We start from the raw sequence: 24,312 nt of genomic DNA on the forward strand, positions 1-24,312 counted from the left end.
GTTGGTTTGATGGAAACGCGGGCGAACTTCGTCCTGATCGGAACTTTCACGCTGGCGGTGGTTGCCGCGGCGTTCGGCTTTGTCCTCTGGTTCCAGAATCTGCACTCGACCAAGCAGCGCGCTCCGCTGCGCATCGTGTTCGAAGGCTCTGCCTCCGGCCTGCGCAACGGCGGCAGCGTCACCTTCAACGGCATTCGGGTTGGCGAGGTGGTCTCGGTGAAGCTCGACAATCCGCGTCGCGTGGTCGCGCTGACGATGGTCGAGAACAGCGCGCCGATCCGCAAGGACACGTTGGTCGGCCTCGAATTCCAGGGACTGACCGGCGTTGCCGCGATCTCGCTGAAGGGCGGCGACGAGAGCGCGCCGGCTACCCCGCTGGATGCCGACGGCGTCCCCGTGCTCACCGCGGATCCGGATTCCGTGCAGGACATTTCACAGGCCATCAAGGCGACGCTGCTGAACGTCAACCGCATGGTCAACGAGAACCAGGAGTCGCTGAAGAACTCGATGCGCAACGTCGAGACCTTTACCGCGACGCTGGCGCGCAACTCCGAAGTCATCGACGGCATCATGCTGAAGATCGACAGCGTGATGGGCAAGACCGACGGGATCATGGGCAAGGCGGACAGCGTGGTGGCGCGCACCGACAACATCCTGCTCGGCCTCGATGCACTGGCCGGCGGCAAGGACGGCGGCGAACTCACGGCAGCCGTGAAATCGTTTCATGAGCTGACCGAGAATCTCGACAGGCGGTCCGGCGCACTGATCCTCGATGGCCGCCGCACGCTGAGCGATATCAGTCGCGCCGTGAATAATCTTGACCGCAACCCGACGCGTCTGCTGTTTGGCGCCGGCAACGGCAGCACGCCGGCCCCCGCGCCCGAGCAAAAACGGCGGTAGTGACCGGGGGGCGACGCATGGATGGCATCTATGGATGACATGGACCGTCACACCATCGGCAATGGGCGCATCACCGCAACCATCAAGGCGGACGGCGCCGAACTCTGCTCGCTGAAGAATATCCACGGCCATGAAGTGATGTGGCAGGCCGGCCCCGAATGGCCCCGCCACGCGCCCATCCTGTTTCCGATCGTCGGTCGCCTCAAGGGCGACGTGCTGCGTCACCGCGGCCAGTCCTATGCAATGACCCAGCACGGCTTCGCCAGGGACCAGCGCTTTGCCTGGGCCGGGCAGGGGCCGGCTTCCTGCGCGTTGTCGCTGAGCGACAATGAATCCAGTCGCGCCAGATATCCTTTCGCGTTTCGCCTCGACGTCGCTTACGCGACCGAAGGCGACTATCTCGTCATTCGCTACGCGATCACCAATAGCGGTGACGAGATGATGCCGGCCTCGATCGGCACCCATCCGGCGTTCAACTGGCCGCTGGTCGCGGGCGCCGACAAGGAAGACCACAGCATCGTTTTCGGCGTGGCCGAGCCGGCGCCGATCCGCCGTCTCGATGGTGGGCTGCTGCGTGCGCAGTCCGAACCCTCGCCGGTGCAGGGCGGCGCGCTGGCGCTGTCGGAGGCGCTGTTTGCCGAGGACGCTGTCATCATCGACCAACTCGCCTCGACCTCGCTGAGCTATAGCGGGCCGGGTGGGCCGACCATTGCGATGGACTGGCAGGGTTTCCACGAACTCGGCATCTGGTCGAAGCCATCCGGCGCGCCGTTTCTATGCATCGAGCCGTGGCAGGGCTGGGCGAGCCCCGCGGATTTCGACGGCGAATTCGCCGACAAGCCCGGCGTGATGCATATCGCGGCCGGGCAAACCCGCCATTTCGTGCAGCGCATTGGCTTTTTGTAGGCGCGGTTGGCGCTAATATTTCAGGTGCAAGCGTTGCCACGGGCGCCGTCTCTTTTCCCTCCCCCTTGCGGGGAGGGTGGCCGGCCGAAGGCCGGTCGGGTGGGGGTGCCGCAGGCGCCGGAGCCCGCGGCACTCCCACCCCGGCCTCCACTCCGAACGATGCTGTCGCATCGTCCTCCGTTCGGCCGACCCTCACTGCAAAGGGGAGGGAGACCATTGGCCGCCGGGCGTCACACGTTTCCGACATCAACTACACAAAAAAACGGAGGCATCGCTGCCTCCGCTTTTTCGTTCTGATATGCGCCGAGCCTATCCGAGGCGTCCTGCGGAGTGCGCGAGCAGGGTGTAGACCAGCCCGGTTTCCGAGGTCAGGTGGCCGCGCAGCGCCGCCGGGCCGCGTTCGTCGCGGGCGACTTCGTCGAGCAGTCGTTCGAACTCGGTGATGTACCGGTCCACCGTCTGCTTGAACGGGCGGTCGGAACGATACTTGCGGCTGACTTCGTCGAAGGCTTTCTGGCCAGCCGGCGTGTAGAGCCGCTTGCTGAAGGCCTTGCGCTCACCGCGCTGGTAGCGATCCCACATCTCGGCAGCCAGCGTGCGGTCCATCAGCCGGCCGATGTCGAGCGACAGCGACTCCAGCGGATTGGCCGAGGCTGCGGGCTGCGGAGCGGGCGCGCGGCGCTGCGGTTCGCGGTCTTCCTCGTCCTGGTCGGCGCGGCCGAGCAGGTCCGACAGCCAGCCATCGCGGCCCTGGTCGGAACCGGCGGGGGCCACCGGCGGCGCTTCGGTGCGGCGCGGGCTGCCGATATCCGGCATCGGCAGGCTCGACGCGCTGCCGATCGGGGCGCGAGGGGCGGGACGCGGCGCCGACTCTTGGCGTGCAACCGGTTCGCTGCGCGCGCTCTGTTCGCTACGCGAGCTCTGTTCGCTGCGCGAGCTTGCCGTCGCCATCATGGGCTCTTCCTCACGCACCACGCTGGCGCGGTTGGTCGTGACCACGTCGACGCCGCGGCCGTGCCGGGCAACGATCCGGTTCAGCTCGGCCAATGCCTCGATCTGGTCGACGATCACCTTGCGCATCTGCGCAGTGCTCTCGGCGGCCTCCTGCGGCATCTCGAACACGCCACGGCGCAATTCGCCGCGGGTGTTTTCCAGCTCGTTGTGCATCTCGGCAGCCATCGACTTCATGCTCGCCACCATCGAGGCGAACTTGTCGGCCGACTGCTTGAACATCGCATCGGCTTCCTGGGTGCCCTGCTGGTAGATCTCGTTCATCGACTGCGAGGTCAGGCGACGCTCTTCCTCGGCGGCCGTGCGCACAGCCTCGAACTGGCGGGTGATCGCCGTCGAGCCGGCGCCAGCGGTTTCGGCGACGATGCGGGCGATGTCGCGGGCGCGTTCTTCGGCCGCGGCCAGCGAGTCGTCGAGCAGGCCCGTGAAGCGGGTCAGGCGCTCATCGAGATCGTTGGTGCGCGCGTCGATGGTGGTGACCAGCGATTCCAGTGCGGACTTGCGTTCGTTGACCGAGACCGTGGTGTTGCGGTTGCTCTGTTCGACCAGGGCCGAGGCATCAACCAGCGCGCGGCCGTGGCTTTCGAATTCAGTCGACAGCGAGCCGAGATCTTCCAGCGCACGGGAGGTCTTGGTGGTGAACACCGTGAGCTGGTCTTCCAGCGTCTGCGTCGCCAGACCGTTGCGCGAGGTCACGTCGTTCATCGTCGACACGAAGTCGGCGACGCGGGTGACGAGTGCGCGCTCCAGCGAGTTGAGGTTGTCGTGGGCGCCGGTGAGGACTTCCTGCAGCAGGATGTTGCCCTCGCGCAGCCGCTCGAACAGAGCGACGGTGTCGGTGCGCAGGATCTTGCTGGTTTCCTGCATCTCGGTGACGGCCGCGATCGAAACCTGTCGCGACTGCTCGATGGCCGAGCGCGAGCTGGCTTCGAGATCCTTCAGCGACTTGTTGACGGCGCCGGAGGCCAGTTCGCCGGCGGTGGTGATGCTGCGGGCGACATCCGAGGAGTTGGTGACCATCGTCTGGGCGAAGGTCTGGCCGCGGCTCTCGATCGCCTTGAGCGCATCGGCGGTGACGCGGTCGATATCGACGGTGAGCTGATTGGCCTTGGAGCCCAGCGCATCGACCAGCGAACCGCGCTTGGCATCGACCATCTGCGACAGACGATCGGTCTGCTGCTGCACATAGGTGACGATCTCGTCGGTCTTGCCGGTCATCGTGGTGCCGAAGCTGCCCGAGGCGGCGAACACCGAACGCTCGATCTCCGACGACGTCGTCTTGATCTTGGTGGTGATCTCGTTGGAGACCGCGACCAGCGAGGTCTGCGCGGCAAGCGCGCTGGCCTGGATGTTCTCGGTGGTGTTGGCGGTGACGGCCGTCAGCGAACGCTCCATATCGGCGGAGATCGCCTTCATCTGGCTGGCGCTGTCTGCTGACGACGAGGTCAGCGAGACCTGCACTTCGCGGGCGCTGCCGAGGATCGCTGCGGCGGCGTCGGCGCCCGCAGCCGTCAGGCTGCGTTCGACGTCGGTGGCCAGTGACTTGACCTGGCTGGTGGCATCCGCGGAAGCATTGACCAGCGTGGTCTGCGCTTCGCGGGCGCCAGCGACGATGGACTCGGCGGTAGCGTTGCCGGCGGCGGTAAGGCTGCGTTCGACATCCGCGGTGAGGTTGCGGACGTGGTCGGCGGCTTCGGTCGAGACCGCGGCCAGAGTGGACTGCGCTTCACGGGCGCTGGCGATGATCGCGTCGGCGGTGGAGCTGCCGGCGCTGGTCAGGCTGCGCTCGACATCGGCTGCGAGATTGCGGACGTGGGTGGAGGCTTCCGACGAGGCGTCGATCAGCGACGACTGCACGTTGCGGCTGCTGGCCAGGATCGACTCCGCGGTGGCGGTGCCGGCGGCGATCAGCGTGCGTTCGACATCCGCGGCAAGGCTGCGGATCTGCTGCGAGGCGTCGTTGGAGGCCGAGACCAGCGTGCTCTGCGCGGCGCGGGCGCCGGCGAGAACGGAGTCGGCGGTCGCCGAACCGGCGGCGGTGAGCGTGCGCTCGACGTCGGCCGACAGCGACTGGATCTGGTTGGCGACCTCGGTCGAGGTGGCCAGCAGGGTCGACTGGGCTTCGCGGGCGCCGGTCGTGAAGGAGGCTGCGGTGTTGGTACCGGCCAGGGTGAGCGTGCGCTCGAGGTTGGCGGACAGCGATTCGATCTGGCCGGCGACTGCGGTGGAAGTGGCCACCAGCGTCGACTGCGCGTCGTGTGCCCCACCGAGCATCGAGGCCGCGGTGGCGGCGCCGGCAGCGATGAGGGTGCGTTCGACATCGGCCGACAGCGACTTGATCTGCAGCGATGCCTCGGTGGAGGAGTCGATCAGCGTGGTCTGGGCTTCGCGGGCGCTCGACAGGATCGAACTGGCGGCGTTGGCGCCGACCGCGGTCAACGTGGCCTCGACTTCGCTCGCGGTTTGCTTGAGCTGGCCGCCGACATCGCCGGAGATGGAGAGCAGCGATTCCTGCGCGGCACGGGTGCCGGCCTGAATGGTCTCGCTGGTCGAGACGACGAGATGCGTGAGCGAGCGTTCGGCGTCCTCGACGTGGCTCTTGATGCCGGACGAGAGTTCTTCGGCACGCGCCATCAGCGAATCGCTGGCGCTGCGGCCGGACGTCTCGATGCGGCCGGCGACGGCCTCGATGCGCGAGCCGAGCAGGTCCTCGAACTGGCCGACGCGGGTGTCGATCTCGCCGGCGACGACGCTGACCCGGGTCTCGAAGCCCTGATGGATGGACTGGAAGCGCGCGGTGATGCTGTCGGTCAGGTAGTTGCTGCGGTGGTCGATCGCTTCGGTCACATCGCCGATGCGGCGGTCGATCGCGTCGATGGCCTGCGTGGTGCCTTCGGTCAGCGTCGTGGTGAAGTAGCTGAGGCGGTCGTCGATCGCGTGGATCGCCTGCACGGCGCCTTCGGTCAGCGACGACGTCAGGTGGGTGAGGCGGGCGTCGACCGTGCTGACGGCCAGGTTGGCGCCGTCGGTCAGGGTGGACGCGAGATGGGTGAGACGGGCATCGACCGAATTGACGGCCTGGACCGCGCCGTCCGACAGCGACACCGAGAGGTTCTCGAGCCGGTCTTCAATGGTTGCGGTGACCGACTGCGCGCGGGCGTCGAAGGCCTGTTCGAGGTTCTTGAGGCGACCATCGACGCTCTCGTCGAACGTCTTGATCTTGTCGTCGAGCGACGTGTCGAGCGTGGAGACGCGCGAGCCGAACGTGGTTTCGAATTCGACCAGGCGCGCATCCAGCGAGGCGCTGATGGCGCCGCTGTTGGAGGTCACGCGGGTGTCGAAGGTGTCGACATAGCTCTTCAGCGTATCGTTGATGTCCTGGGTACGCTGGCCGAGGCGATCGACGACTTCGCCGCCGAAGGTCTTCACGGTGCGGTCGAATTCCGAGATGTGGCGGGTGATCAGCGCGCCGAGCGTACCGCTGTCGCGCGAAAACTTCTCGGCGAGTTCCGAGCCCTGGTCGCGGACCAGTTCGTCGAAGGAGTTCATCTGCAGCGCGAGCGTGTCGTGCGCGGTTTCGGTCTGGCTGGCGACCCTGGCGACCAGCGCGTTGACGGTGACGTCGAGCGCTTCGGAGGCCTTGTCGCCGCTGTTAAGGATGCGGGTGGCCAAGCGATTGCCGGCGTCGTCGATCTTGCTGACCAGATCGCTGCTGCGCAGTTCCAGTTCGAGCAGCAGGGAGTCGCTGGAATTCTTCAGGGAGTCGTGGACCTGCTCGGTGCGATCCGAAACGCGATCGACGATGCCCGCGGAACGCGCCTCGAAATCGTTGGTGATGCGGTCGATGCGGTCGTTCAGCATCTCGTGGACGCGGTCGGCGAGATCGACGAATTCGTCGTGGACATGGCCGGTCTTGAAATTCAGGCTGGTGGTCAGGCGTTCGCTGGCATCGAGCACCGCACGGGTGGTTTCCGCGCTGGCTTCTTCGAGCCGGTCGAGCAGGTCACCGCCGCGTTCGCCGAGCGCCAGGATCATGTTGTCGCCGGCATTGCTGAGCGCATTGGTGATGTGGGAGCCGCGCTCTTCGAGAGCGCCGGTGATCGACTTGGCGACTTCATCGACGCGCGAGGCGATCGCATCTGAAATCAGTGCGATGTCGTGGCGCAGATCGATCTGCACGCCGGAGATGGCGCTGCGGACCTGCTCGGCCTGGCCGACCAGATTGTCGCGTTGATGCGCGATGTCCTGCAGCAGCGCGCGGATGCGGACTTCGTTGTCGGAGTAGGCGCGTTCCAGTGCGGAGACTTCGTTGGTGACGAGGGCCTCGAGTTCGCCGGCGCGTGCGATCGCGCGCTCGACGCCATCGCCCATCGCCGCGACTTCGCGGCGGATCGCCTGACCGACGGTGACCATCGAATCGCTGGCCGCGCCCTCGGGCTCGGAAAAGCGGATCGCGACCTGCGCCATCGACTGCGCGATCATGCGCAGTTCCTGGCCGCGCCAGGCGAGGCTGGCGAGGAAGTAGAACAACAGCACGGGTGCAAAGAACAACACGGCGAGGCCGGCCAGCGCCAGCGTGCCGCCCGAGCCCTGGCCGATGAAGGCCTGCAGCGACGGCAGGAACGCGATGGTGAGCAAACCGGCGCCGACAATCCAGACACCGGCGAACAGGGTGGCGAGCGTGTAAACGTTGCGGGCGGGGCGGCCCTTCTGGATTGCTTGCAGGATCTGGCCGATGGTTTCGCGGTCGTCATTGGCCGGGCGGCGCGAGAAGCGCGCTTCGTCGGGCGTGTCGAAACTCGGACGGTCGGTGATGCGCGCCTCGAAGGCGCTTTCGTCATAGGCCGTGCTGGAAACCGTATTGTCGTGGCGAACAGCGGATGGATCGCGATCGGTCATCGGTGCATCGCTGATGTTCAGTGCTTCCTGAATGGCAGACAGCGCAACTTCCGTCGGATCCTTGGCCTTCTTTGTAATGTTTGCCATGTTCTGTCCCACGCCCCTTGTTTACGCATCCGGAAACACCGCCCGATCACTCGCTACACAAGGGAACTTGCCCTGGTGTACCCCGCGAGAATCGTTACGAACTGCCGGTCGCTCGGCTTGTCCGCTACTTCCGCAAACATCCTATTGGCTTGGTCGCGCGAATGAAATGGATTCGGTTAAGACATTCTTAATCATCGTTAACAGCGCAGGCCGGTAACACCTTGCTGCTACTTAAATAACCGGGGTTCTTCGTTCAACCGTGGCGAAACTTCGTCAAAAACACGTCGAACCGACGTCATGTACGCGAAACGTTCCGTTAACCAATTCTGTGGTTGGCTGCCGAAAATCGCCGCCGGATCGCCCGGCGGACGGTCATCTGGGTCATCATCATGGCGTTGCACATCGAACAGGTTCAATGGATGCCGTCGCCGCCGCTCGCTCCCGATGATGGTCCGATCGACCGTGCGCATCTGCATCGCATGACGCTCGGCGATGCCGCGCTGGAGCGCGAGGTACTGGCGATGTTCGCGGCGCAAGCCGTCGGTCTGCTGGATGAACTGTCCAGCCTCCCATCCAATGTCGCCGCCCTGACGCACAAGCTGAAGGGCTCGGCGCAAGGTGTCGGCGCGTTCCGTGTCGCGGAAGCCGCCGAATGGCTTGAAACCGCAGGAAGCGATGCCGGGCAGGCCCTGATGGCGCTGAACGACGCGGTGGCCGAGGCGCGCTCGGCGATTGACGGTATTCTCAGGCGCTCCTGAACGCCGCGCTTCGCCCAGCTTTTCGCGCCGGCCCGCTGGCGCGATCCGGATCGAGCCGTTATAGGACACCGGTATCTTCCTTCCGGCAGCGCGAGCATCATGGCCAAGATAAACTTTGTCGATCATTCCGGTGAAACCCGCACCATCGAAGCCGAAACCGGCTCGACCGTGATGGAAGTGGCGATCCGCAATTCGATTCCGGGCATTGAAGCCGAATGCGGCGGCGCCTGCGCTTGCGCGACCTGCCATGTCTATGTCGATGAAGCCTGGCGCGAGAAGGTCGGCGCGCCGACCCCGATGGAAGAGGACATGCTGGACTTCGGCTACGACATCAAGCCGAACTCGCGGCTGTCGTGCCAGATCAAGATCACCGATGCGCTCGATGGCCTCGTGATCATGACGCCGGAGCGTCAGGCCTAACGCGCGACGGGCTTCGGCGCGAGCCGGTCGTCGGTCGCGTAGATCGAACAATTCCCCGAATATTTGCCGCAGGCGGCCAACGCCTCGGCTTCCGCCTCTGCCGGGCTGCGCATTCCGGTGCGGAACGCAAACGCGCCCTTCGGCGATACCGCGAAGGCCTTGTGCGGACCGCTGCGCAGATAGGTCGCAAAGTTGGCGCGGCCATTGTCGCTGAGATGTGCCGGTGGCGTCAGATTGACGACGGGCAGGGAGATCAGGTCGCGGGTGCCGAGATTCTGTTCACGCAGAAAACGATCGACCATCGGCGTCCATATTCCAATTCCGGTTGCCGAAAACAGGAAATGCCCGTCGCTGCCAAAGGCCGGCGCATCGATGAATTGCGCGCGGCCACCTGAGGCTGTGAAGGCGCCGTGCAGCCGGTGAGCGAGGTCGGGGCCGAAGAACTTGTCGTTCGCCGCATAAATCCACAGCATCGGCGCGCGCGCCGTCCGGCCGTAGCTGGCGAAGGCCTCGACCAGCGCCGCTTCGCTGCAGACGTCGTTGTCGGCGCGCGAGCCGCGGCCGCCGGCAAAGTTGATCACCGCGGCCAGACCCTGCGGCGGATCGGCGGCGAGCGCCACGCTGGCGAATCCACCGGCGGAGACGCCGACCGCGATCATGCCCTGTGTCGTGACATCGGCGCGCTGCCCCATCGCAGCGATCGCCGCCCGCAGATCCGTCGCGGACGCCTTGCCGGCGATCATGTAGTTGCGGCGGTCGCACGGGCCGCTGTTCTCGGCGTAGGTGCCGTCGGACTGGCCGTAGCCGCGCCGCATCACCACCAGCGCGGCAAAGCCGCGGCGGGCGAATTCGGCGGCCTGCGAATAACTGCGGGAGGGCGTCATGCCGGCGCGGTCGGCGACGTCGCGCGGCGCGCCGTGGCTGATCAGCGCCAGCGGATAGCGTCCGCTGCCGGATGGCCGCAACAGCATCGCTTCAAGGCCGCGCGGGCCTGCGGCGGCCATCGGAATCCGCAGGTCCTCGCGGTGCAGTTCATCGGCCCGCACGGCCTGTATCGCCCCGCAGAGGATCGCGCAGGCGAGCAGCGCGCGGCTGATCATGGCGCCATCGTCTCGCGCAGCATCCAGGGCTGGAACCGCGCGATTACTTCGTCGGAAATGGCCGTCGGCGCGCGGCTTTCGAGGCCGACCATCACGGTAGTCGAGGTTGCCGAAGCCACGCATTTGCCTTCCGAGAACACCACCTGCGAGAACGTCGCCGAGGTGCGGCCGAGTTTGCTGACGCCGAGGCCGAGTTCGATCGTACCGGGCCAGTGCAGTTCGGCGCGATAATGGATATCGAGGCGGACCAGCACCCAGCTCAGCCCCGTCGGCATCAGGCCGTTGCGCAAGTCCTTCACCAGCATCACCCGGCTGGTCTCGAAATAGCTGGCATAGACCGCATTGTTGACGTGCTGATTCGGATCGAGATCGGCGAAGCGCACATTGTCGGTGAGGCGGTAGGGATAGTTCTCAAGCAAGGGCTGCGGCGAGCGGGCGGGTGCGTTCACGAATGGGTCTCCGGGTTTACCGACCGTACCGCGCGATTGCGCGAGATGCCATGCGGCTCGTCACCGTGTTGTGGCAAATGTGGCAGCTGTCACAATCGGAAATCTGCGGCAATCTTGCAAAAGCCACTAAAGCTCGGCACGCTGCAACAAGCGTGGATGATGGATGCAACCGCATGAATGTGATTGCGCTTTTCCAGGGGACGACGATGGTACGGGCTCATTCCAGACTGGCGATCACGGTGGCTTCGGGTCTCGCCGTTCTGGCGGCACTCTCCAGTCCGCTGAAAGCGGCCGAGCCGAGCGCGGCCGGGCTCTGGCAGAAGGTCGAAAAGGGCAAGCCTGTGGTCTGGGTCCTGATGCTGGACCGCGGCGGCGTATTTGAAGGCGCCATCGCCAAGACCTTCCCCAGTCCGGACGAGCCGGCCAACGACACCTGCGCCAAATGCGTCGATGACCGCAAGAACGCGCCGGTGCTCGGTATCTCCTTCATCCGCGACATGAAGCAGGACGGCCTGAAATACGAGAACGGCAACATTCTCGATCCGCGTGACGGCAAGATCTACAAGGCCAAGATGAGCGTCAGCGAGGACGGCCAGGAACTCACCGTGCGCGGTTACTGGGGGATTGCGCTGCTCGGCAAGAACGAGGTCTGGTACCGGCTGCCCGACACCATGACCGCGCAGCTCGATCCCGCCGTGATCACCAAATACCTGCCGGCCCAGGCCGCCGCGATGAAACCGGTCGCGCCTGCGAAGCCGACGGTCGCCGTGGCGAAGAAGAACACCGCGCCCGGTCCTGTTCCGCACTAAGTTCGTAGCCATCGTTGAAACGCCGCTGTCCTTTCTTTCTCCCAAGTACAGATGAGGGAGAAAGGACAGCGGCGTTTGCCGTTCGCTACAGCATCTTCGTTTTGAGATGGGCCATTCTCTCCGCAAGAATTCCTCATCCTGAAGAGAGGTCGTCTTCGACCGCGTCTCCAGCGAATGGCAACGCCATTCGCTGGAGACGCGCGACAAACGCTTCATGGTTCGAGACGCGCGCCAAATGGTGCGCTCCTCACCATGAGGACGGCGAGTAGGCTAAATCCAAAAACCTCTAAACCGTGAATCTATCGCAGTTGCGCCGGCGCGCCCAACGGCTCGCTGGTGACCTCCGCCTCGGCGCCGAGGCGCAGCACGGCGGTGGCGGCCGGCAGAGCCGCGTCGGCCATCGCGGCGTGGCCTTCGGCGGTCGGATGAATCGCGCCGCCATAGACGGCGGAAAGGATGCCCCAGGTGGCGTCATGGATATCGGACGGCTGAATCGCCGCCGACATGGCCTGCGGATAGGTCATCGCCGAGAAGTAGCTGTCATTGGCGTCGCGGATCCAGCGGGCGCGCGGCAGATACGGGCGGAACTGACTGGCGCCAAGGCCGCACAGCATCGGCTGCGATGCCGCCGCCACGATGTCCGGATCGAAGCTCTGGCCCTTGGCGGAGAAGCAGGCGCGGTCGAACTCCGGATCGGACGCCGCGCGCGCGCAAAACCCGTGCATGGCGAAGGTCTGCTGATGCGCATCGACATAGGTCATGCGATCGGTTTCGGGATTGCGGCACAGAACGCCGCCCTGGCACAGCGCGATCGCCTTCAGTTGCGGCAGGAATTCGTTTTCGACGAAGTTGGCGACATTCGCCAGCCGCCGCGGATTGGCGTTGAAGGACGGGTGCACGTCGAAGCCGGCGGGGCCGCCGGGGCAGGGCGCGCCGTTGGAGAAGGTCGGATTGGCGTAGGCCGTGAAGATCACGTGCGACAGGTCGCCTGACAGCATCGGCTTCAGCGCCTCGCGTAATTTGCCGAAGCCGGCCGGCAGGTCGCGGGTCAAGGCGCTGCGGGAATCGTCCACCGAGCCGAGAATGCCGCTACGCTTGAACAGCGCGCGTTCTGTGTCGTTGTCGACGATGACATCGGCAACAAGATTGGAGAAGCCGATATCATTGGCGCCGACCGAGAGCAGCACGAGGTCGAGCTTGCGGTTTGGCTGGCGCTTTCGTGCGGCAGCCATCGCCTCGCGCAGTTCGATCATCTGGGCGTTGACGCTGCCCTGGCAGTTGGTCGCAGTCTTCGTGGTAAGGCACTCTTTGGCCTGCTGCTTGCCGAGCAACCCTTCAGCGATGGTGGCGCCCGAACAGGCCAGCGGCAGGTAGGTCACGGCGATATGCGGGTACTGCACGGCCATCGCGAGCGCGGTACGGGTCTGGTAGCTGTACAACGAGCGATGGCAGGGCGAACTCAGCCACTGCGCCCCCTGTGCCTGCCAGGCCTGCAGGGAATCATAGGTTTCGCAGGCACGGCCACCCTTGAAGCCGGCGCGGCTCGGCCGATAGAACTGGCCGACATCCGAACCGATATAGGAGCGGAAGCAGAAGCCTTCGTCGGACAGCGCCACCGGGCGGTCGGGGTTGCCTTCACCCGAGGCGATGGAATCGCCGAGGCCTGCGATCAGCACGTCGCGCACCGCGATTTCGGTGGACACGCGCACCGGCGCTTCGGCGCCGCTGGTGACGTCAACGATGGCCACCGTGCGCTTGCCGTAGGCGGCGCGGAAATTGACCGGCTCGGCGCAGTCGAAATTGGATTGCCGCGGGCCGTCGCCATCATCGAAGGTCCATGCGCAGACCGCGCCAACCGGGACTTCGCCGGTGAGCCGCACCGTCACCGGATGCTCGGTCGGCGTCAGGTAGCTCTCCTTGACGGCGTCGCGCGTGCAGGGCTCGCTGACCTTGCCGGCCATGTCGATGCACAACCTGTTGACGGTGTTGCGTGCCCAGCCGCGGCCGTCGCTCTGCACGCCCAGCGCCTGTTCCGAGGCCAGGATCGTGCGGTTGCGCAGCGTGTCGGCGTGGAGCTGGAAGTCGCGCTCCTCGCGAAATAGCCGGAAGCGGTTGCGGACCTCCCAGCTGATCTGCAGGGGGCCGTTGACCGCCTGCGCTGCGGCCCAGTCGGCCGGCAGGGCGCCGAAGGCGGCAAGCAACAAAGCGGAGCGGGTGAGGAGGCGTAGGATGCGTTGACAGATCATGGCGCGATGAACGTCACATATGGGGCGGAAGTAAGAGGTTGAAGCGAGGGCCGTGCGCTTGTCTGGCACAGCCTCATGGTCAGCGCTGCGCCTGGCGCTTCACCGGCCGGGTCGTCACGCTGCGGGCTGCCGCTGCGGCGAGCTCTTCGGCCTGCGCGGTGGCGCGGCCCTTCTGCCAGGGAATGACGACATTGAGCCAGAGTTCGCGGACGCCCATGATGCCGATCGCGACGGCGAACGGAATCATGAAATACAGGATGCGGAACATCACCAGCGTCGCCACCAGTTGCTCCCTGCCGAATTGCGGCAGCGCCACCAGCATCGCGGCGTCGAACACGCCAAGGCTGCCCGGCGCATGGCTGGCGAAGCCGAGCAAGGTGGCGAGAATGAACACCACGGCCAGCGAGACGAAATCGATGCCGGGATCATTCGGCATCAGCAGATACATCGCCAGCGCGCAGAAGCCGAGATCGACCACACCGATGGCAATCTGCAATAGCGTCAGCCGCGCCGAGGGCAGCACGACCTTCCAGCCGTTCTGGCCGAGTTCGCGACGGCGCTTGCCGACCGACAGCCAGACCAGATAGGCAGCGATGCCGGCGAGGCCGGCGAAGCCGATCAGACGATTGATCGCGTCGGGCAACAGGTCCATCGCGGATGCTGCCTGCGGGTGCCAGATCATGCCGATGCCGAGCACGAAGGTGTTGCCGAGCCAGAACGTCAGGCCGGAGATGAAGCAGATCTTGGCGACGTCGATCGCGCTGAGCCCGTAGTCCGAATAGATCCGGAACCGGATCGCGCCGCCGGTAAAAACCGTGGCGCCGAGATTATGGCCGATGGTGTAGCTGGTGAAGGAGGAAAGCGCGGCAATGCGGTAGGGGACGTGGGTCTTGCCGATCGTCCGCAGCGCGAAGAAATCGTAAAACGTCAGGGTGCCGAAGGCGCCGAGCACGCACAGAGCGGCCAGCGCGATCTGGTGCGGCGGCTTCTCGGCCATCGCGGACAGGATGACGCCCATGTCCACGCCCTTCAGGGTGCGGACCAGATGGGAGATCGCCAGGCCGATGATCGCGATGCTCGCCACCACACCGAGCCGCTTCCAGCCGATGTAATGCCTGAAACCGCGCCCGAGCACGGTCATCATACGTTGCATTCGTCCTCCCGTCGGAGCGCGAACAGGTGGAAAGCCGATCGGGTCAGAAGATGGCAATGGGCGACCAATTCACTTTACGCGAAGTTCATACATGTTGGGAAACCCTTACGGCAAAAACAGCGCCGTGTGCAGCCCTTGACAAGCCCGGGGATGGTACCGCGCGGCGCGCCATCTTGCCGCTGCCGCCGATCTCCTATGGACATATAGGCGCCCAGGACAAATTTTCCATGACGCACATCAAGAGGCGGGAACGGCAGGTTCCCGGATAGCCGCGCAGGTCAGCCTTACGCTTTTCGCAGCGCGAAATGCGCGCCGCAGAAGGCCATCACTCCGCCGAGCAGCAGCGCGGCAACACCCGCGACAACGCCGGCGACGGTGGGGACCGGGCTTGGCGCGGAGGCGGCTTGTCCGGCGCCGGCAAGCACCAGGACACCGACCGCAATCAGGAACTGGCGCATCCGCGGCGGGATCGCGCCGGAGGCGGCACTGTGCAGCAGCGTCGCGGTGACGTAGCCGCCGACGAAGCCCATCGCAGCAATCAGCCACCACGCGATCGCGGCGCCGGCCGGCATGAATTCCTGCGCATCGCTGCGCCACAGACTGCCGAGGTCCAATCCGAAGCGCTGGCCGAGCATATGCACGGCAAGCGCCAGTAGAAGTCCCGACATCATCGCGCCGGCGAGAATCAGGCGGCGCGGGAAATAGCTGGTTTCGGCCATCGATGATCCCATGCTGCGGCGCTGCGGCGCGGTGTCTTGCGCACGCGGGCGTCTCCGTGGCTTGTAAGGGACACCGGGGCAGCCGCGCAAGCAAGCGCCTGTCGGTGGCTGGCGAGGACACGCTCTGTTCAGGACGCTTTTCAAGGGACGCAACGCGCCGGTGGCCGCCGCCGCCGCGCCGGACCATGCCTACGCCTACAAGGCGTCGCTTGTCGGCGCCGCGCATCTCTATGAACTTGCCGCGGACGGGCTGTCGTGGCGCACCGGGCGCAAGGCCGGGCTATGGCGCTATCGCGACATTGCGGAAGTGCGGCTGTCGTACCGGCCGATGGGGATGCAGGCCAAGCGGTTTCGCTGCGATCTCCGGCATGAAGACGGCAGCCGGATCGTCATCATGTCGACCTCGAAGCAGACCGTGGCGCTGATGCAGCCGCAGGCCGGCTATCGCGGCTTTATCCTCGAACTGCATCGGCAGATGGAAGCGGCCGGCAGCGATGCGTCGCTGCATGGCGGGCTGCGGCCGGGGCTGTACTGGACCATCGTGGCCGCGCTGGTTCTGGTCGGCGTGGCGATGGTGGCGCTGCTGGTCCGCGCGCTCGTCACCGGCGAATTCGCCGGTGTCGCGTTCATTATCGGCTTTGCCGTGTTCGCCACCTGGCAGCTTCGCGGCGTGCTTCGCCGCAACCGGCCGCGCGACTACACTTTTGCAGATGTGCCCGCAGACCTGCTGCCGTGATCGCGGGTGTCAGACCGCGCCGCGTCCGACGCCCTCATACACAAACCCCGCCGCCGCCATTTCTTCCGGCCGGTAGATGTTGCGCAGGTCGACCACGATCGGCTGCTTCATCGCCAGTTTCAGGCGCGACAGGTCAAGCGCGCGGAACTGAACCCATTCGGTGACGATCACCACCGCGTCGGCGCCCTCGGCGCAGTCATAGGCGTCCGTGCAATAGGTGATCTCGGGCAGCTCGCGTTTCGCCGCCTCCATGCCGACCGGATCGAAGGCGCGCACATGGGCGCCCATGTCGAGCAGGCCGGTGACGAACGGGATTAACGGCGCTTCGCGCATGTCGTTTGTGTCGGTGCCGCAATTGAGTAATTCAACTAAAAGTAGCGAAAATTGCAAACTGTCGTACAACTGAGGCGAGGAGAATCACATGTATTCCGCCGCGCTCTCCGATGTCGAAATCATCTCCCGCTGTCAGTCTGGAGCTTTACTCGATGACATCGACCGCTTCGATATCGATGGAATCGAGGCTTCGCTTCTCGATCGCTCCGTTTCTCTTCACAATGCTGGCCAGATCGACTTGCTTGCTCTAACGCAAACCGCGCAGTTCAATTCACTCTCCACGTCTGAATTTTTTGTAAGACAGGACTTTTTCTGCAAGGCGATTCCTCGGCTGCAGACTCAAGCGCTTCTGTTGATGCAAGCGGTGAAGGCTTTGGTCGTGAGGGGTGGTGCCGATTTAATGGCGAACCGACCCTATGAAGCGTTTCGCGACTGGTGTGCTGCCGATCGCACTCGATCCGATGCAATAATCGCCGCAGCTGAAGCCGGCGACGTTCAAGCCTCCGCCTTTGTCACCTTCGCGTTTACAGCCTTGGGCGATGCGACGTTGGCGCGTTCGTTCGTTGAGAAACACTCCGACGAGAGGCGGTTATCAGCGATGTTCGCTCTTGGCCGCATTAAACCAGTCGACGTGGTAGATGCCGAAGACAGCATTAGCGTTTTGTTGCCATTTGTCGATGCTGCTTATGATGAAACCCCGCGATACAATGCTCTAATGTCGCTGCTTAATATCTGTTGTCAATATCTTGATTTGGCCGCAGTCTATCTACCAAAGGCGATCGTTGCAGCAACGGTATCGCCGACGCCCGGTCTGCAGTTCAATCTAGCGCGAGCCCTCTGGCTACACGCTAAGCTCTTCGATCGTTCCTCTATAAAGTACATGTTGGACGCGTTGAAGACGGTCGACCCGGCGCTAGGGGGCGTAGTAAATGAAGTCGACCAGGCATTAAAAACGCTGCTAGAAACTCCAAATGGAGATCTGGCTCTACATTTTCTCTGTGAAATCCTCGCGCGTGATGACGGTTTTGAGCTGAAACAATTCAAGAGTGTAAGGCACGATTTGGCAAGCGGCGATCGGGATCGCCTGTTTAGGCTACTGGTACGTTGGCTTAGCACCGACAACTCTAATTTGGGCGTAGCTGCTCAGCAGATTGTGACTGCTGGCGAGCATGCCGCTCCATTCCAAAACACCACAGGTGATCTCGGATTGAACGGAGCGGATCACATTTTTCTCGCTTACAAAACACTAGGATGGCTGTTTCTTAACGATGTCGTTGCCGCCTCCATACTTGTTGCTTGTCTACGTGGGTGTGACCGAGCAACAGCAAAAATCATCGGAAGTTTGCTGTTCGATCCGTTGTTATTGAACTACGGCGGAAAGGCGTTCGAGTACCTAAAGACTATCAAGAATGGTGACTTAGCCCACGGTCCAGTCAAGGCTGCGCTTAAAGCTGCAGCCGCCTATGCTAAGGGTCTTGAAATAGACCAGCCGATCAAGGAGTTGCGCCCCTCCGAGTATCAGCGCAGCGTTGAGCGGCGGCACGCGCATGATGTAATGAGAAAAATCCGAAAAGACGCCGAGAAACATTCGGTATTATTCAATCTGGTGCACCGCTCCGTTCTTCTATACGGGCGTCGCTCTATCACCTATGTACAGGAGCCGGGCAGAAAACGGCGTCCTGTAAGTATGGACCTGCATTCCTTCAGCCATTCCTTCGAGCTACCAAGGTGTGAGGTCATCGATCCAGTTGGCCTAAGTGTAATGCTTCTTACCCTTCGGAGCGTAAGGCGCAAATGAAACTCCTAATTCGCGACTATGTGGCGTCCCTCAAAGAGCGCGAAGAGCTTGATGCCATTTTGCCAGATCTCCTGAGCGAACTCGGCTTTAACGTAATTTCTCGCCCAGGGCGTGGTACTGCCCAACGCGGTGTCGATGTTGCTGCAGTTGGTAAGGACGCCAACGGCAAGAAAAAGCTATATTTGTTTACTGTAAAGCCTGGCGATCTGACGCGCCAGGAATGGGATGGTAATTCCCAAAAAGTGCGTTCTTCGCTCAATGAAATTATTGATGAATACATTCCCGTCCGGATACCGGCTCCATATCAGAGCCTGAAGATTGTGATCGTTCTTTGCTTTGGTGGGGACGTTCATGAAAGTGCTCGCTCGCTACTATCCCAGTTCACTAAGCGGCATACCAAAGGAAAGATTTCGTTCGAAGAGTGGAATGGAGATAAAATTGCGGAACTGCTCCTTACCGGAGTTTTAAGGGAAGAGTTGCTACCCAAGCCGCTGCGGTCGAGTTTCCAGAAGGCCGTCGCGATGGTCGATCAGCCTGAGATTTCTTACGAGCATTTTGCGCGACTGCTTAAGGCTCTAAGAACTGGCTTCAAGACAGAGAAGGGAGCCGTAAGAGCCGCGCGACAAATGTACATTTGTCTTTGGGTGCTGTTTGTCTGGGCCCGCGATATTGACAACCTTGACGCACCCTATCGCAGTAGCGAATTGGTGCTGCTTAATTTATGGGAAATGGTCAAACCCTTCATCGACAAAAGAACTGCGAATGCGAGAGCCGTCGTTACCGTCGTCCAGCATGCCATCAACCTCCACATTCAGATTGGTGCGCTGTTGATGGACAAAAAAATTCTGCCGTATGTTGGTCGCCGTCATACTCTATCAGTTGCGGTAGTTACCCGCACATCAGTTGATGTAAATCTTAAAATGTTCGACATGTTGGGTCGGCTGGCTATGACAGGGCATTGGATGCTCTGGGCTGGCTCCCTCGGCCGTCCGACGGATCCCAAGTTGCAAGCTGCTCTGGACGGACTGGTCAATGCCGGCATGGAGATGATCAACAATAATCCCGTACTGTTCTTGCCGCTTCTAGATGAGCAGGCGATTGAAGTGGGGCTGTTCTTGATGTTTGCCGTACGCAGTGGTGCGTCCAACCGCGATATCCACGCTTGGCTTCAGGAGATGGCTCAAAGGCTTGACTTAGCGGTGCGCTCGAGCGGCCGATATCCATGCAGATTCACGGACTATCAGGATCTGATTGATCATCCAAAAAACTCAACCAAAGAATATCGCGAGGACGCCTTGCAGGGTAGTGTTCTTATTCCACTTCTGGCTGCCTGGCTCGCCGCTTTCAAGGACCGTAAATCGCTAGACCTGCTTACTGCTCTAAAGGTGGGTGGTTTGCAGCATTGCACTCTGCAACTTTGGCTTCCGGAGAAGGAAAGCGAAGATTATCTGTATCTGAACGATGATAGCCATGGTGCCGCACTGGTCGATCTTCCGCTTGCTGGGGATGGAAGTGAGCTACTGCAAACGATTTCCGAAGCCTGCCAATCCAGCGAAGGTTTTGCCGCCCTGAGCGCGAACAAATCTGGCTATTGGCCGGTGGTGCTAACAGCCTGTCGACATTATCGGTTGCCGGTCCCGCCGCAATTTTGGATCGCGTCTCTGATCGATCCCACGCCAGCCACTCCGCTTACTGTTGAAGGTACATCAAAGTTAGAATCTGAGAGCACCGACTCTTGATCGATGTCACACCTTCCCGCGTCCGACGCCTTCATAGATAAATCCGGCGGTGGCCATTTCTTCCGGCCGGTAGATGTTGCGCAGGTCGATCACGATCGGCTGCTTCATCGCCAGTTTCAGGCGCGACAGGTCGAGCGCGCGGAACTGAACCCATTCGGTGACGATCACCACCGCGTCGGCGCCCTCGGCGCAGTCATAGGCGTCATCGCAATAGGTGATCTCGGGCAGCTCGCGTTTCGCCGCCTCCATGCCGACCGGATCGAAGGCGCGCACATGGGCGCCCATGTCGAGCAGGCCGGTGACCAGCGGGATCGACGGGGCCTCGCGCATGTCGTCGGTGTCCGGCTTGAAGGTGAGGCCGAGCACCGCGACGGTCTTGCCGCGGATATTGCCGCCCAGCGCATGCGAGACCTTGCGCGCCATCGCGCGCTTGCGGTTGTCGTTGACCCCCAGCACGGCCTCGACGATGCGCAGGGGTGCGTCGTGGTCGAGCGCGATCTTGACCAGCGCGCGGGTGTCCTTGGGAAAGCACGAGCCGCCGAAGCCGGGACCAGCGTGCAAAAACTTCGAGCCGATGCGGTTGTCCATACCGATGCCGCGGGCGACGTCCTGCACGTCGGCGCCGACCTTTTCGGCGAGATCGGCGATCTCGTTGATGAAGGTGATCTTGGTGGCGAGGAAGGCGTTGGCGGCGTATTTGATCAGTTCGGCGGTGCGCCGCGCGGTGTACATCACCGGCGCCTGGTTCAGCGACAGCGGCCGGTAGATCTCGCCGATCGCCTTGCGGGCGCGCTCGTCGGAGGTGCCGACCACGATGCGGTCGGGAAACTTGAAGTCGCGGATCGCTGCACCCTCGCGCAGGAATTCCGGATTGGAGGCGACCGCGACATCGGCCGCCGGATTGGCCTCCAGGATCAGCCGCTCGACCTCGTCGCCGGTGCCGACCGGGACGGTCGACTTGGTGATGACGACAGTGAAGCCCTTCAGCACGGCGGCGATCTCGCGCGCGGCGGCATAGACATAAGACAGGTCGGCATGGCCGTCGCCGCGCCGCGACGGCGTGCCAACGGCGATGAACACAGCGTCGGCCTCAGCCACGGGGCCGGTGAGGTCGGTGGTAAAATCCAGCCGGCCGGCCTTCACATTTGCGGCGACCAGCGCGTCCAGGCCGGGCTCGAAGATCGGGATCTCGCCGCGGTGCAGGGCGTCGATCTTGCTGGCGTCCTTGTCGACGCAGGTGACGTAATGTCCGAAGTCGGCAAAGCAGGCGCCGGACACCAGGCCGACATAGCCGGTGCCAATCATCGCGATACGCATGGAAAAACCTGTGTCTTGAGAGTGCGGGCAGGGTCGTTGCGTTGGGTCATAGTCATAGCAGATGTGGAAGACTCGCACACGACGGTGTGGGCCCAAATCAGGCTGGATATCATTGGTGGGCAGAGCGTGCTAAGGAGTGGGCCAGACATCATTCTGCCCACTTTCCCCGCCCTGAGAAGTCCGCCTCATGAAACACGACCAGCTGCTCGGCCAGATCCAGGACTATTGCCGCCAGGTCGATATGGCGGAATCGACGTTCGGCCGTCATGCCGTCAATGACGGCAAGCTGGTCAATCGACTGCGCGAGGGCAAGCGCATCACGATCGATACGCTGGACCGCATCCACGCTTTTATCGCCGCCTCGATGCCGGAGGGCGCGCCGCCGCCGCGCCGGCTCGATATGCCGCTCGAGCGCCGCGATCCGCGCAGTAATTTCCGGTTTTTCGAAAACCGCCAAAAGTACCTGCTGTTCGTCCACACCTGCTCCGAAAAGCGCGTGATCGCCGAGCGGGTCGGGCTCGAACTGGGCAGCATCCATCCGCGGCCGCCGGCCTTGCGGGTATTCGATGCCGGCGTCGGCGACGGCACCGTTCTGGCGCGGGTGATGCGCACGATGCACGGCCGGTTTCCGCATATGCCGTTCTACATCGCCGGCAAGGAATTGAGCCTCGAGGACGTCCGGCTGACGCTGGACAAGGTTCCGGACCGGCTGTTCGAGCACCCGGCTACGGTGTTCGTGCTGACCAACATGCACTACGCCGAAGCGCCCTGGCTGACGCCTGCATCGCCCACGGCGGCGGCCGGCATGATCTGGCACGAGGTGGCGCTGCGCGGAGCCTCCTCCGGCGAGTTCGAGACGCAGATCGCCGAACTTGGAGCGTTTCTTGAGGATAACTGGCGCGCCAGCATCAACCCGCGATCGGGCATGCCGACCTATGAAAGGCCGGTGGCGCTGGTGGTTTACCGCGAGGATCACCGCTTTTTGCTGGATTCGATCATCCCGCGGGCCGGCCGCACCGAGGCCAATTTCGACCTGGTGATCGCCTCGCAGCCCTACCGGGCGAAGTCTTCGGTGACGTTTCGGGCCAAGCGGATCATCGCGCCGTTGGCGCGGGCGCTGCGGGCCGGGGGGCGCCTGATCGGTATCCATTCGCATGGGCAGGACCCCGGGATGGAGATCGTCCAAGCCGTCTGGCCCAAAGAAAACCCTTTCGCTGTGAGCCGTCATGAGCTATTGCGCGCAGTGAAATACGAGTTGGGCTCCGCGGGGCGCGATCTGAACTTCAATGCCTATTCCGACCACCGGTCGATTTTTCGGTACGCGATGGAAGCGTTGCCGAACGAGGTCACCGGCCTGATCGGAACTTCGACGGCTTTTGCAGCGTGGAACGCGGCCGTTTACGTGGCCCAGATTGAGGATGATCGCTTGACGGAAGTCACCCAGAGCGGTCGCTACCTGGATGCCACCAGGGACGTTCTGCGCAAGCATAACGGGCTCTGGTTCTATGATGAGTCCTACGTCATCTCGCGGCGTCGCGACTGACATTCCTGATCATTCGATGAAAGGCCGCCACGGGCGGAAAAGGGGTTGCTTGATGCGCGCGTCTTATTTGTTCACCAGTGAATCGGTTTCCGAAGGTCATCCCGACAAAATCTGCGACAGGATCTCCGACGAGATCGTCGATCTGTTCTTCCGCGAAGGCGCGAAGGCCGGCATGGACCCCTGGGCGATCCGTGCCGCCTGCGAAACGCTGGCCACCACCAACAAGGTCGTGATCGCCGGTGAAACCCGCGGTCCCGCTTCCGTCACCAATGACCAGATCGAGGCCGTCGTGCGCGCCGCGATCAAGGACATCGGCTACGAGCAGGCCGGCTTCCACTGGAAGACCGCCGATATCGAAATCCTGTTGCATCCGCAGTCGGCCGATATCGCGCAGGGCGTCGATGCACTGCAGCCCGGCACCAACCAGGAAGAGGGCGCCGGCGACCAGGGCATCATGTTCGGTTACGCCACCAACGAGACCGCCGAGCTGATGCCGGCCCCGATCCATTACGCGCACAAGATCCTGCGCCTGATCTCGGAAGCCCGTCACGCCGGTATCGAAAAGGTGCTGGGTCCGGACTCCAAGAGCCAGGTCACCGTGCAGTACGAGAACGGCAAGCCGGTCGGCGTGCGCGAGATCGTCGTCTCGCATCAGCATCTGGTCGAGGACATGACCTCGCAGCAGGTTCGTGACTGCGTCGAGCCCTATGTGCGCAAGGCGCTGCCGGACGGCTGGATCTCCGACAAGACGATCTGGCACATCAACCCGACCGGCAAGTTCTTCATCGGCGGTCCCGATGGCGACGCCGGCCTGACTGGCCGCAAGATCATCGTCGACACCTACGGCGGCGCAGCCCCGCACGGCGGCGGTGCGTTCTCCGGTAAAGATTCCACCAAGGTCGATCGCTCGGCGGCCTATGCCGCGCGTTACGTCGCCAAGAACATCGTTGCGGCCGGCCTCGCCGACCGGGCGACGCTGCAGCTCGCTTACGCCATCGGCGTGGCGCGTCCGCTGTCGATCTATGTCGACACCCACGGCACCGGCAAGGTTGCCGACGATGTGATCGAGAGGGCGGTTGCCGACTCGATGGACCTGACGCCGCGCGGCATCCGCAAGCATCTCGACCTCAACAAGCCGATCTACGCCCGCACCTCCGCCTATGGCCACTTCGGCCGTACCCCGGACGCGGACGGCGGCTTCTCGTGGGAAAAGACCGACCTCGTCGACGCGCTCAAGAGCAACGTCTGATTCATCCGTCGTTCCGGGTTCGCATGCGCATTCTTGCGCATGCGAACCCGGAACCCAGAAGTAACTATCATGTCGAGATTCCGGGTTCGCTCGCGAAGGCGCGCGCGCCCCGGAACGACAACTCCAACAAGGATTACCCC

Annotated in this window: 17 protein-coding genes and 1 pseudogene; 10 read left to right on the top strand and 8 right to left on the bottom strand. The window is 63.3% G+C overall.

Annotated elements, in window-relative coordinates; all coding sequences use genetic code 11:
- The first annotated feature begins 9 nt into the window (after window positions 1-9).
- Window positions 10-900, top strand: a complete 891-nt coding sequence (locus JWQ24_RS22575) for an MlaD family protein (RefSeq protein WP_299812727.1) — start codon at window positions 10-12, stop codon at window positions 898-900.
- A gap of 30 nt (window positions 901-930) precedes the next feature.
- A complete protein-coding gene (locus JWQ24_RS22580) occupies window positions 931-1,806 on the top strand; it encodes an aldose 1-epimerase family protein (RefSeq protein ID WP_299812729.1) in 876 nt (291 codons plus the stop codon).
- A gap of 309 nt (window positions 1,807-2,115) precedes the next feature.
- Here JWQ24_RS22580 and JWQ24_RS22585 read toward each other — a convergent pair whose 3' ends face one another.
- Entirely contained in the window at window positions 2,116-7,803 is a 5,688-nt protein-coding gene (locus JWQ24_RS22585; protein ID WP_299812731.1) for a methyl-accepting chemotaxis protein, read from the bottom strand.
- A gap of 389 nt (window positions 7,804-8,192) precedes the next feature.
- Between JWQ24_RS22585 and JWQ24_RS22590 the strand changes: the two genes are divergently transcribed.
- Complete coding sequence (locus JWQ24_RS22590) at window positions 8,193-8,561, top strand: Hpt domain-containing protein (RefSeq protein WP_299812733.1); 369 nt, start codon at window positions 8,193-8,195, stop codon at window positions 8,559-8,561.
- Window positions 8,562-8,660: 99 nt separating this feature from the next.
- Window positions 8,661-8,981, top strand: coding sequence for a 2Fe-2S iron-sulfur cluster-binding protein (locus tag JWQ24_RS22595; RefSeq protein ID WP_299812735.1), 321 nt, complete (start codon window positions 8,661-8,663; stop codon window positions 8,979-8,981).
- On the opposite strand, the gene JWQ24_RS22600 is transcribed toward JWQ24_RS22595, so the two are convergent.
- Together JWQ24_RS22600 and JWQ24_RS22605 are read right to left on the bottom strand one after the other, a co-directional pair.
- Window positions 8,978-10,081: a CocE/NonD family hydrolase gene (locus JWQ24_RS22600; protein WP_299812737.1), complete on the bottom strand. Its 1,104-nt coding sequence runs from the start codon at window positions 10,079-10,081 to the stop codon at window positions 8,978-8,980. The two genes, JWQ24_RS22595 and JWQ24_RS22600, sit on opposite strands and share 4 nt — an antisense overlap.
- Window positions 10,078-10,530, bottom strand: coding sequence for an acyl-CoA thioesterase (locus JWQ24_RS22605; RefSeq protein ID WP_299812739.1), 453 nt, complete (start codon window positions 10,528-10,530; stop codon window positions 10,078-10,080). Before JWQ24_RS22605 ends, JWQ24_RS22600 begins: the two co-directional genes overlap by 4 nt.
- 206 nt (window positions 10,531-10,736) lie before the next feature.
- On the opposite strand from JWQ24_RS22605, the gene JWQ24_RS22610 reads away from it, so the two are divergent.
- The gene (locus JWQ24_RS22610; RefSeq protein WP_299812741.1) at window positions 10,737-11,339 is read left to right on the top strand and encodes a DUF2147 domain-containing protein; all 603 of its coding nucleotides are present in this window, start codon (window positions 10,737-10,739) and stop codon (window positions 11,337-11,339) included.
- A gap of 299 nt (window positions 11,340-11,638) precedes the next feature.
- Here JWQ24_RS22610 and JWQ24_RS22615 read toward each other — a convergent pair whose 3' ends face one another.
- The 3 genes from JWQ24_RS22615 to JWQ24_RS22625 all read right to left on the bottom strand — a co-directional run bounded on the left by JWQ24_RS22615 (window position 11,639) and on the right by JWQ24_RS22625 (window position 15,457).
- Window positions 11,639-13,585, bottom strand: a complete 1,947-nt coding sequence (locus JWQ24_RS22615) for a hypothetical protein (RefSeq protein ID WP_299812743.1) — start codon at window positions 13,583-13,585, stop codon at window positions 11,639-11,641.
- Between the two features lie 79 nt (window positions 13,586-13,664).
- On the bottom strand, window positions 13,665-14,738 hold the full coding sequence (locus JWQ24_RS22620; RefSeq protein ID WP_299812744.1) for a YbhN family protein: 1,074 nt from the start codon (window positions 14,736-14,738) through the stop codon (window positions 13,665-13,667).
- A gap of 284 nt (window positions 14,739-15,022) precedes the next feature.
- Window positions 15,023-15,457 (bottom strand): hypothetical protein, encoded by a 435-nt coding sequence (locus JWQ24_RS22625; protein WP_299812746.1) that lies wholly within the window; start codon window positions 15,455-15,457, stop codon window positions 15,023-15,025.
- Window positions 15,458-15,617: 160 nt separating this feature from the next.
- Here JWQ24_RS22625 and JWQ24_RS22630 point away from each other — a divergent pair, with 160 nt between their 5' ends.
- Window positions 15,618-16,193 carry a hypothetical protein gene (locus JWQ24_RS22630; protein WP_299812748.1) on the top strand — a complete coding sequence of 192 codons (576 nt, stop codon included), beginning with the start codon at window positions 15,618-15,620 and terminating at the stop codon, window positions 16,191-16,193.
- Window positions 16,194-16,202: 9 nt separating this feature from the next.
- Here JWQ24_RS22630 and JWQ24_RS22635 read toward each other — a convergent pair.
- Window positions 16,203-16,538 (bottom strand): annotated as a pseudogene (locus tag JWQ24_RS22635) (UDP binding domain-containing protein); the annotation flags it as partial.
- Between the two features lie 76 nt (window positions 16,539-16,614).
- Here JWQ24_RS22635 and JWQ24_RS22640 point away from each other — a divergent pair.
- Both JWQ24_RS22640 and JWQ24_RS22645 read left to right on the top strand, forming a co-directional pair.
- Window positions 16,615-18,324, top strand: coding sequence for a hypothetical protein (locus JWQ24_RS22640; RefSeq protein ID WP_299812750.1), 1,710 nt, complete (start codon window positions 16,615-16,617; stop codon window positions 18,322-18,324).
- Window positions 18,321-20,063, top strand: a complete 1,743-nt coding sequence (locus JWQ24_RS22645) for a hypothetical protein (protein WP_299812752.1) — start codon at window positions 18,321-18,323, stop codon at window positions 20,061-20,063. Before JWQ24_RS22640 ends, JWQ24_RS22645 begins: the two co-directional genes overlap by 4 nt.
- 6 nt (window positions 20,064-20,069) lie before the next feature.
- Here JWQ24_RS22645 and JWQ24_RS22650 read toward each other — a convergent pair whose 3' ends face one another.
- Complete coding sequence (locus JWQ24_RS22650; RefSeq protein ID WP_299812754.1) at window positions 20,070-21,380, bottom strand: UDP-glucose/GDP-mannose dehydrogenase family protein; 1,311 nt, start codon at window positions 21,378-21,380, stop codon at window positions 20,070-20,072.
- A gap of 187 nt (window positions 21,381-21,567) precedes the next feature.
- Between JWQ24_RS22650 and JWQ24_RS22655 the strand changes: the two genes are divergently transcribed.
- Both JWQ24_RS22655 and metK read left to right on the top strand, forming a co-directional pair.
- Entirely contained in the window at window positions 21,568-22,923 is a 1,356-nt protein-coding gene (locus JWQ24_RS22655; protein WP_299812756.1) for a hypothetical protein, read from the top strand.
- Window positions 22,924-22,975: 52 nt separating this feature from the next.
- Window positions 22,976-24,172, top strand: coding sequence for a methionine adenosyltransferase (gene metK / locus JWQ24_RS22660; RefSeq protein ID WP_299812758.1), 1,197 nt, complete (start codon window positions 22,976-22,978; stop codon window positions 24,170-24,172).
- Window positions 24,173-24,312: the final 140 nt, after the last annotated feature.

Source organism: Tardiphaga sp. (assembly GCF_028290495.1).
Classification (GTDB): Bacteria; Pseudomonadota; Alphaproteobacteria; order Rhizobiales; family Xanthobacteraceae; genus Tardiphaga.

Excerpts from the sequence above, each read along its gene's own strand:
- JWQ24_RS22655 (WP_299812756.1), top strand. The coding sequence starts at position 21,568 with ATGAAACACGACCAGCTGCTCGGCCAGATCCAGGACTATTGCCGCCAG.
- JWQ24_RS22650 (WP_299812754.1), bottom strand. The coding sequence starts at position 21,380 with ATGCGTATCGCGATGATTGGCACCGGCTATGTCGGCCTGGTGTCCGGC.
- JWQ24_RS22610 (WP_299812741.1), top strand. The coding sequence starts at position 10,737 with ATGGTACGGGCTCATTCCAGACTGGCGATCACGGTGGCTTCGGGTCTC.
- JWQ24_RS22600 (WP_299812737.1), bottom strand. The coding sequence starts at position 10,081 with ATGATCAGCCGCGCGCTGCTCGCCTGCGCGATCCTCTGCGGGGCGATA.
- JWQ24_RS22590 (WP_299812733.1), top strand. The coding sequence starts at position 8,193 with ATGGCGTTGCACATCGAACAGGTTCAATGGATGCCGTCGCCGCCGCTC.
- JWQ24_RS22575 (WP_299812727.1), top strand. The coding sequence starts at position 10 with ATGGAAACGCGGGCGAACTTCGTCCTGATCGGAACTTTCACGCTGGCG.
- JWQ24_RS22580 (WP_299812729.1), top strand. The coding sequence starts at position 931 with ATGGATGACATGGACCGTCACACCATCGGCAATGGGCGCATCACCGCA.
- JWQ24_RS22615 (WP_299812743.1), bottom strand. The coding sequence starts at position 13,585 with ATGATCTGTCAACGCATCCTACGCCTCCTCACCCGCTCCGCTTTGTTG.
- JWQ24_RS22625 (WP_299812746.1), bottom strand. The coding sequence starts at position 15,457 with ATGGCCGAAACCAGCTATTTCCCGCGCCGCCTGATTCTCGCCGGCGCG.
- JWQ24_RS22620 (WP_299812744.1), bottom strand. The coding sequence starts at position 14,738 with ATGCAACGTATGATGACCGTGCTCGGGCGCGGTTTCAGGCATTACATC.
- JWQ24_RS22585 (WP_299812731.1), bottom strand. The coding sequence starts at position 7,803 with ATGGCAAACATTACAAAGAAGGCCAAGGATCCGACGGAAGTTGCGCTG.
- JWQ24_RS22645 (WP_299812752.1), top strand. The coding sequence starts at position 18,321 with ATGAAACTCCTAATTCGCGACTATGTGGCGTCCCTCAAAGAGCGCGAA.
- metK (WP_299812758.1), top strand. The coding sequence starts at position 22,976 with ATGCGCGCGTCTTATTTGTTCACCAGTGAATCGGTTTCCGAAGGTCAT.
- JWQ24_RS22640 (WP_299812750.1), top strand. The coding sequence starts at position 16,615 with ATGTATTCCGCCGCGCTCTCCGATGTCGAAATCATCTCCCGCTGTCAG.
- JWQ24_RS22595 (WP_299812735.1), top strand. The coding sequence starts at position 8,661 with ATGGCCAAGATAAACTTTGTCGATCATTCCGGTGAAACCCGCACCATC.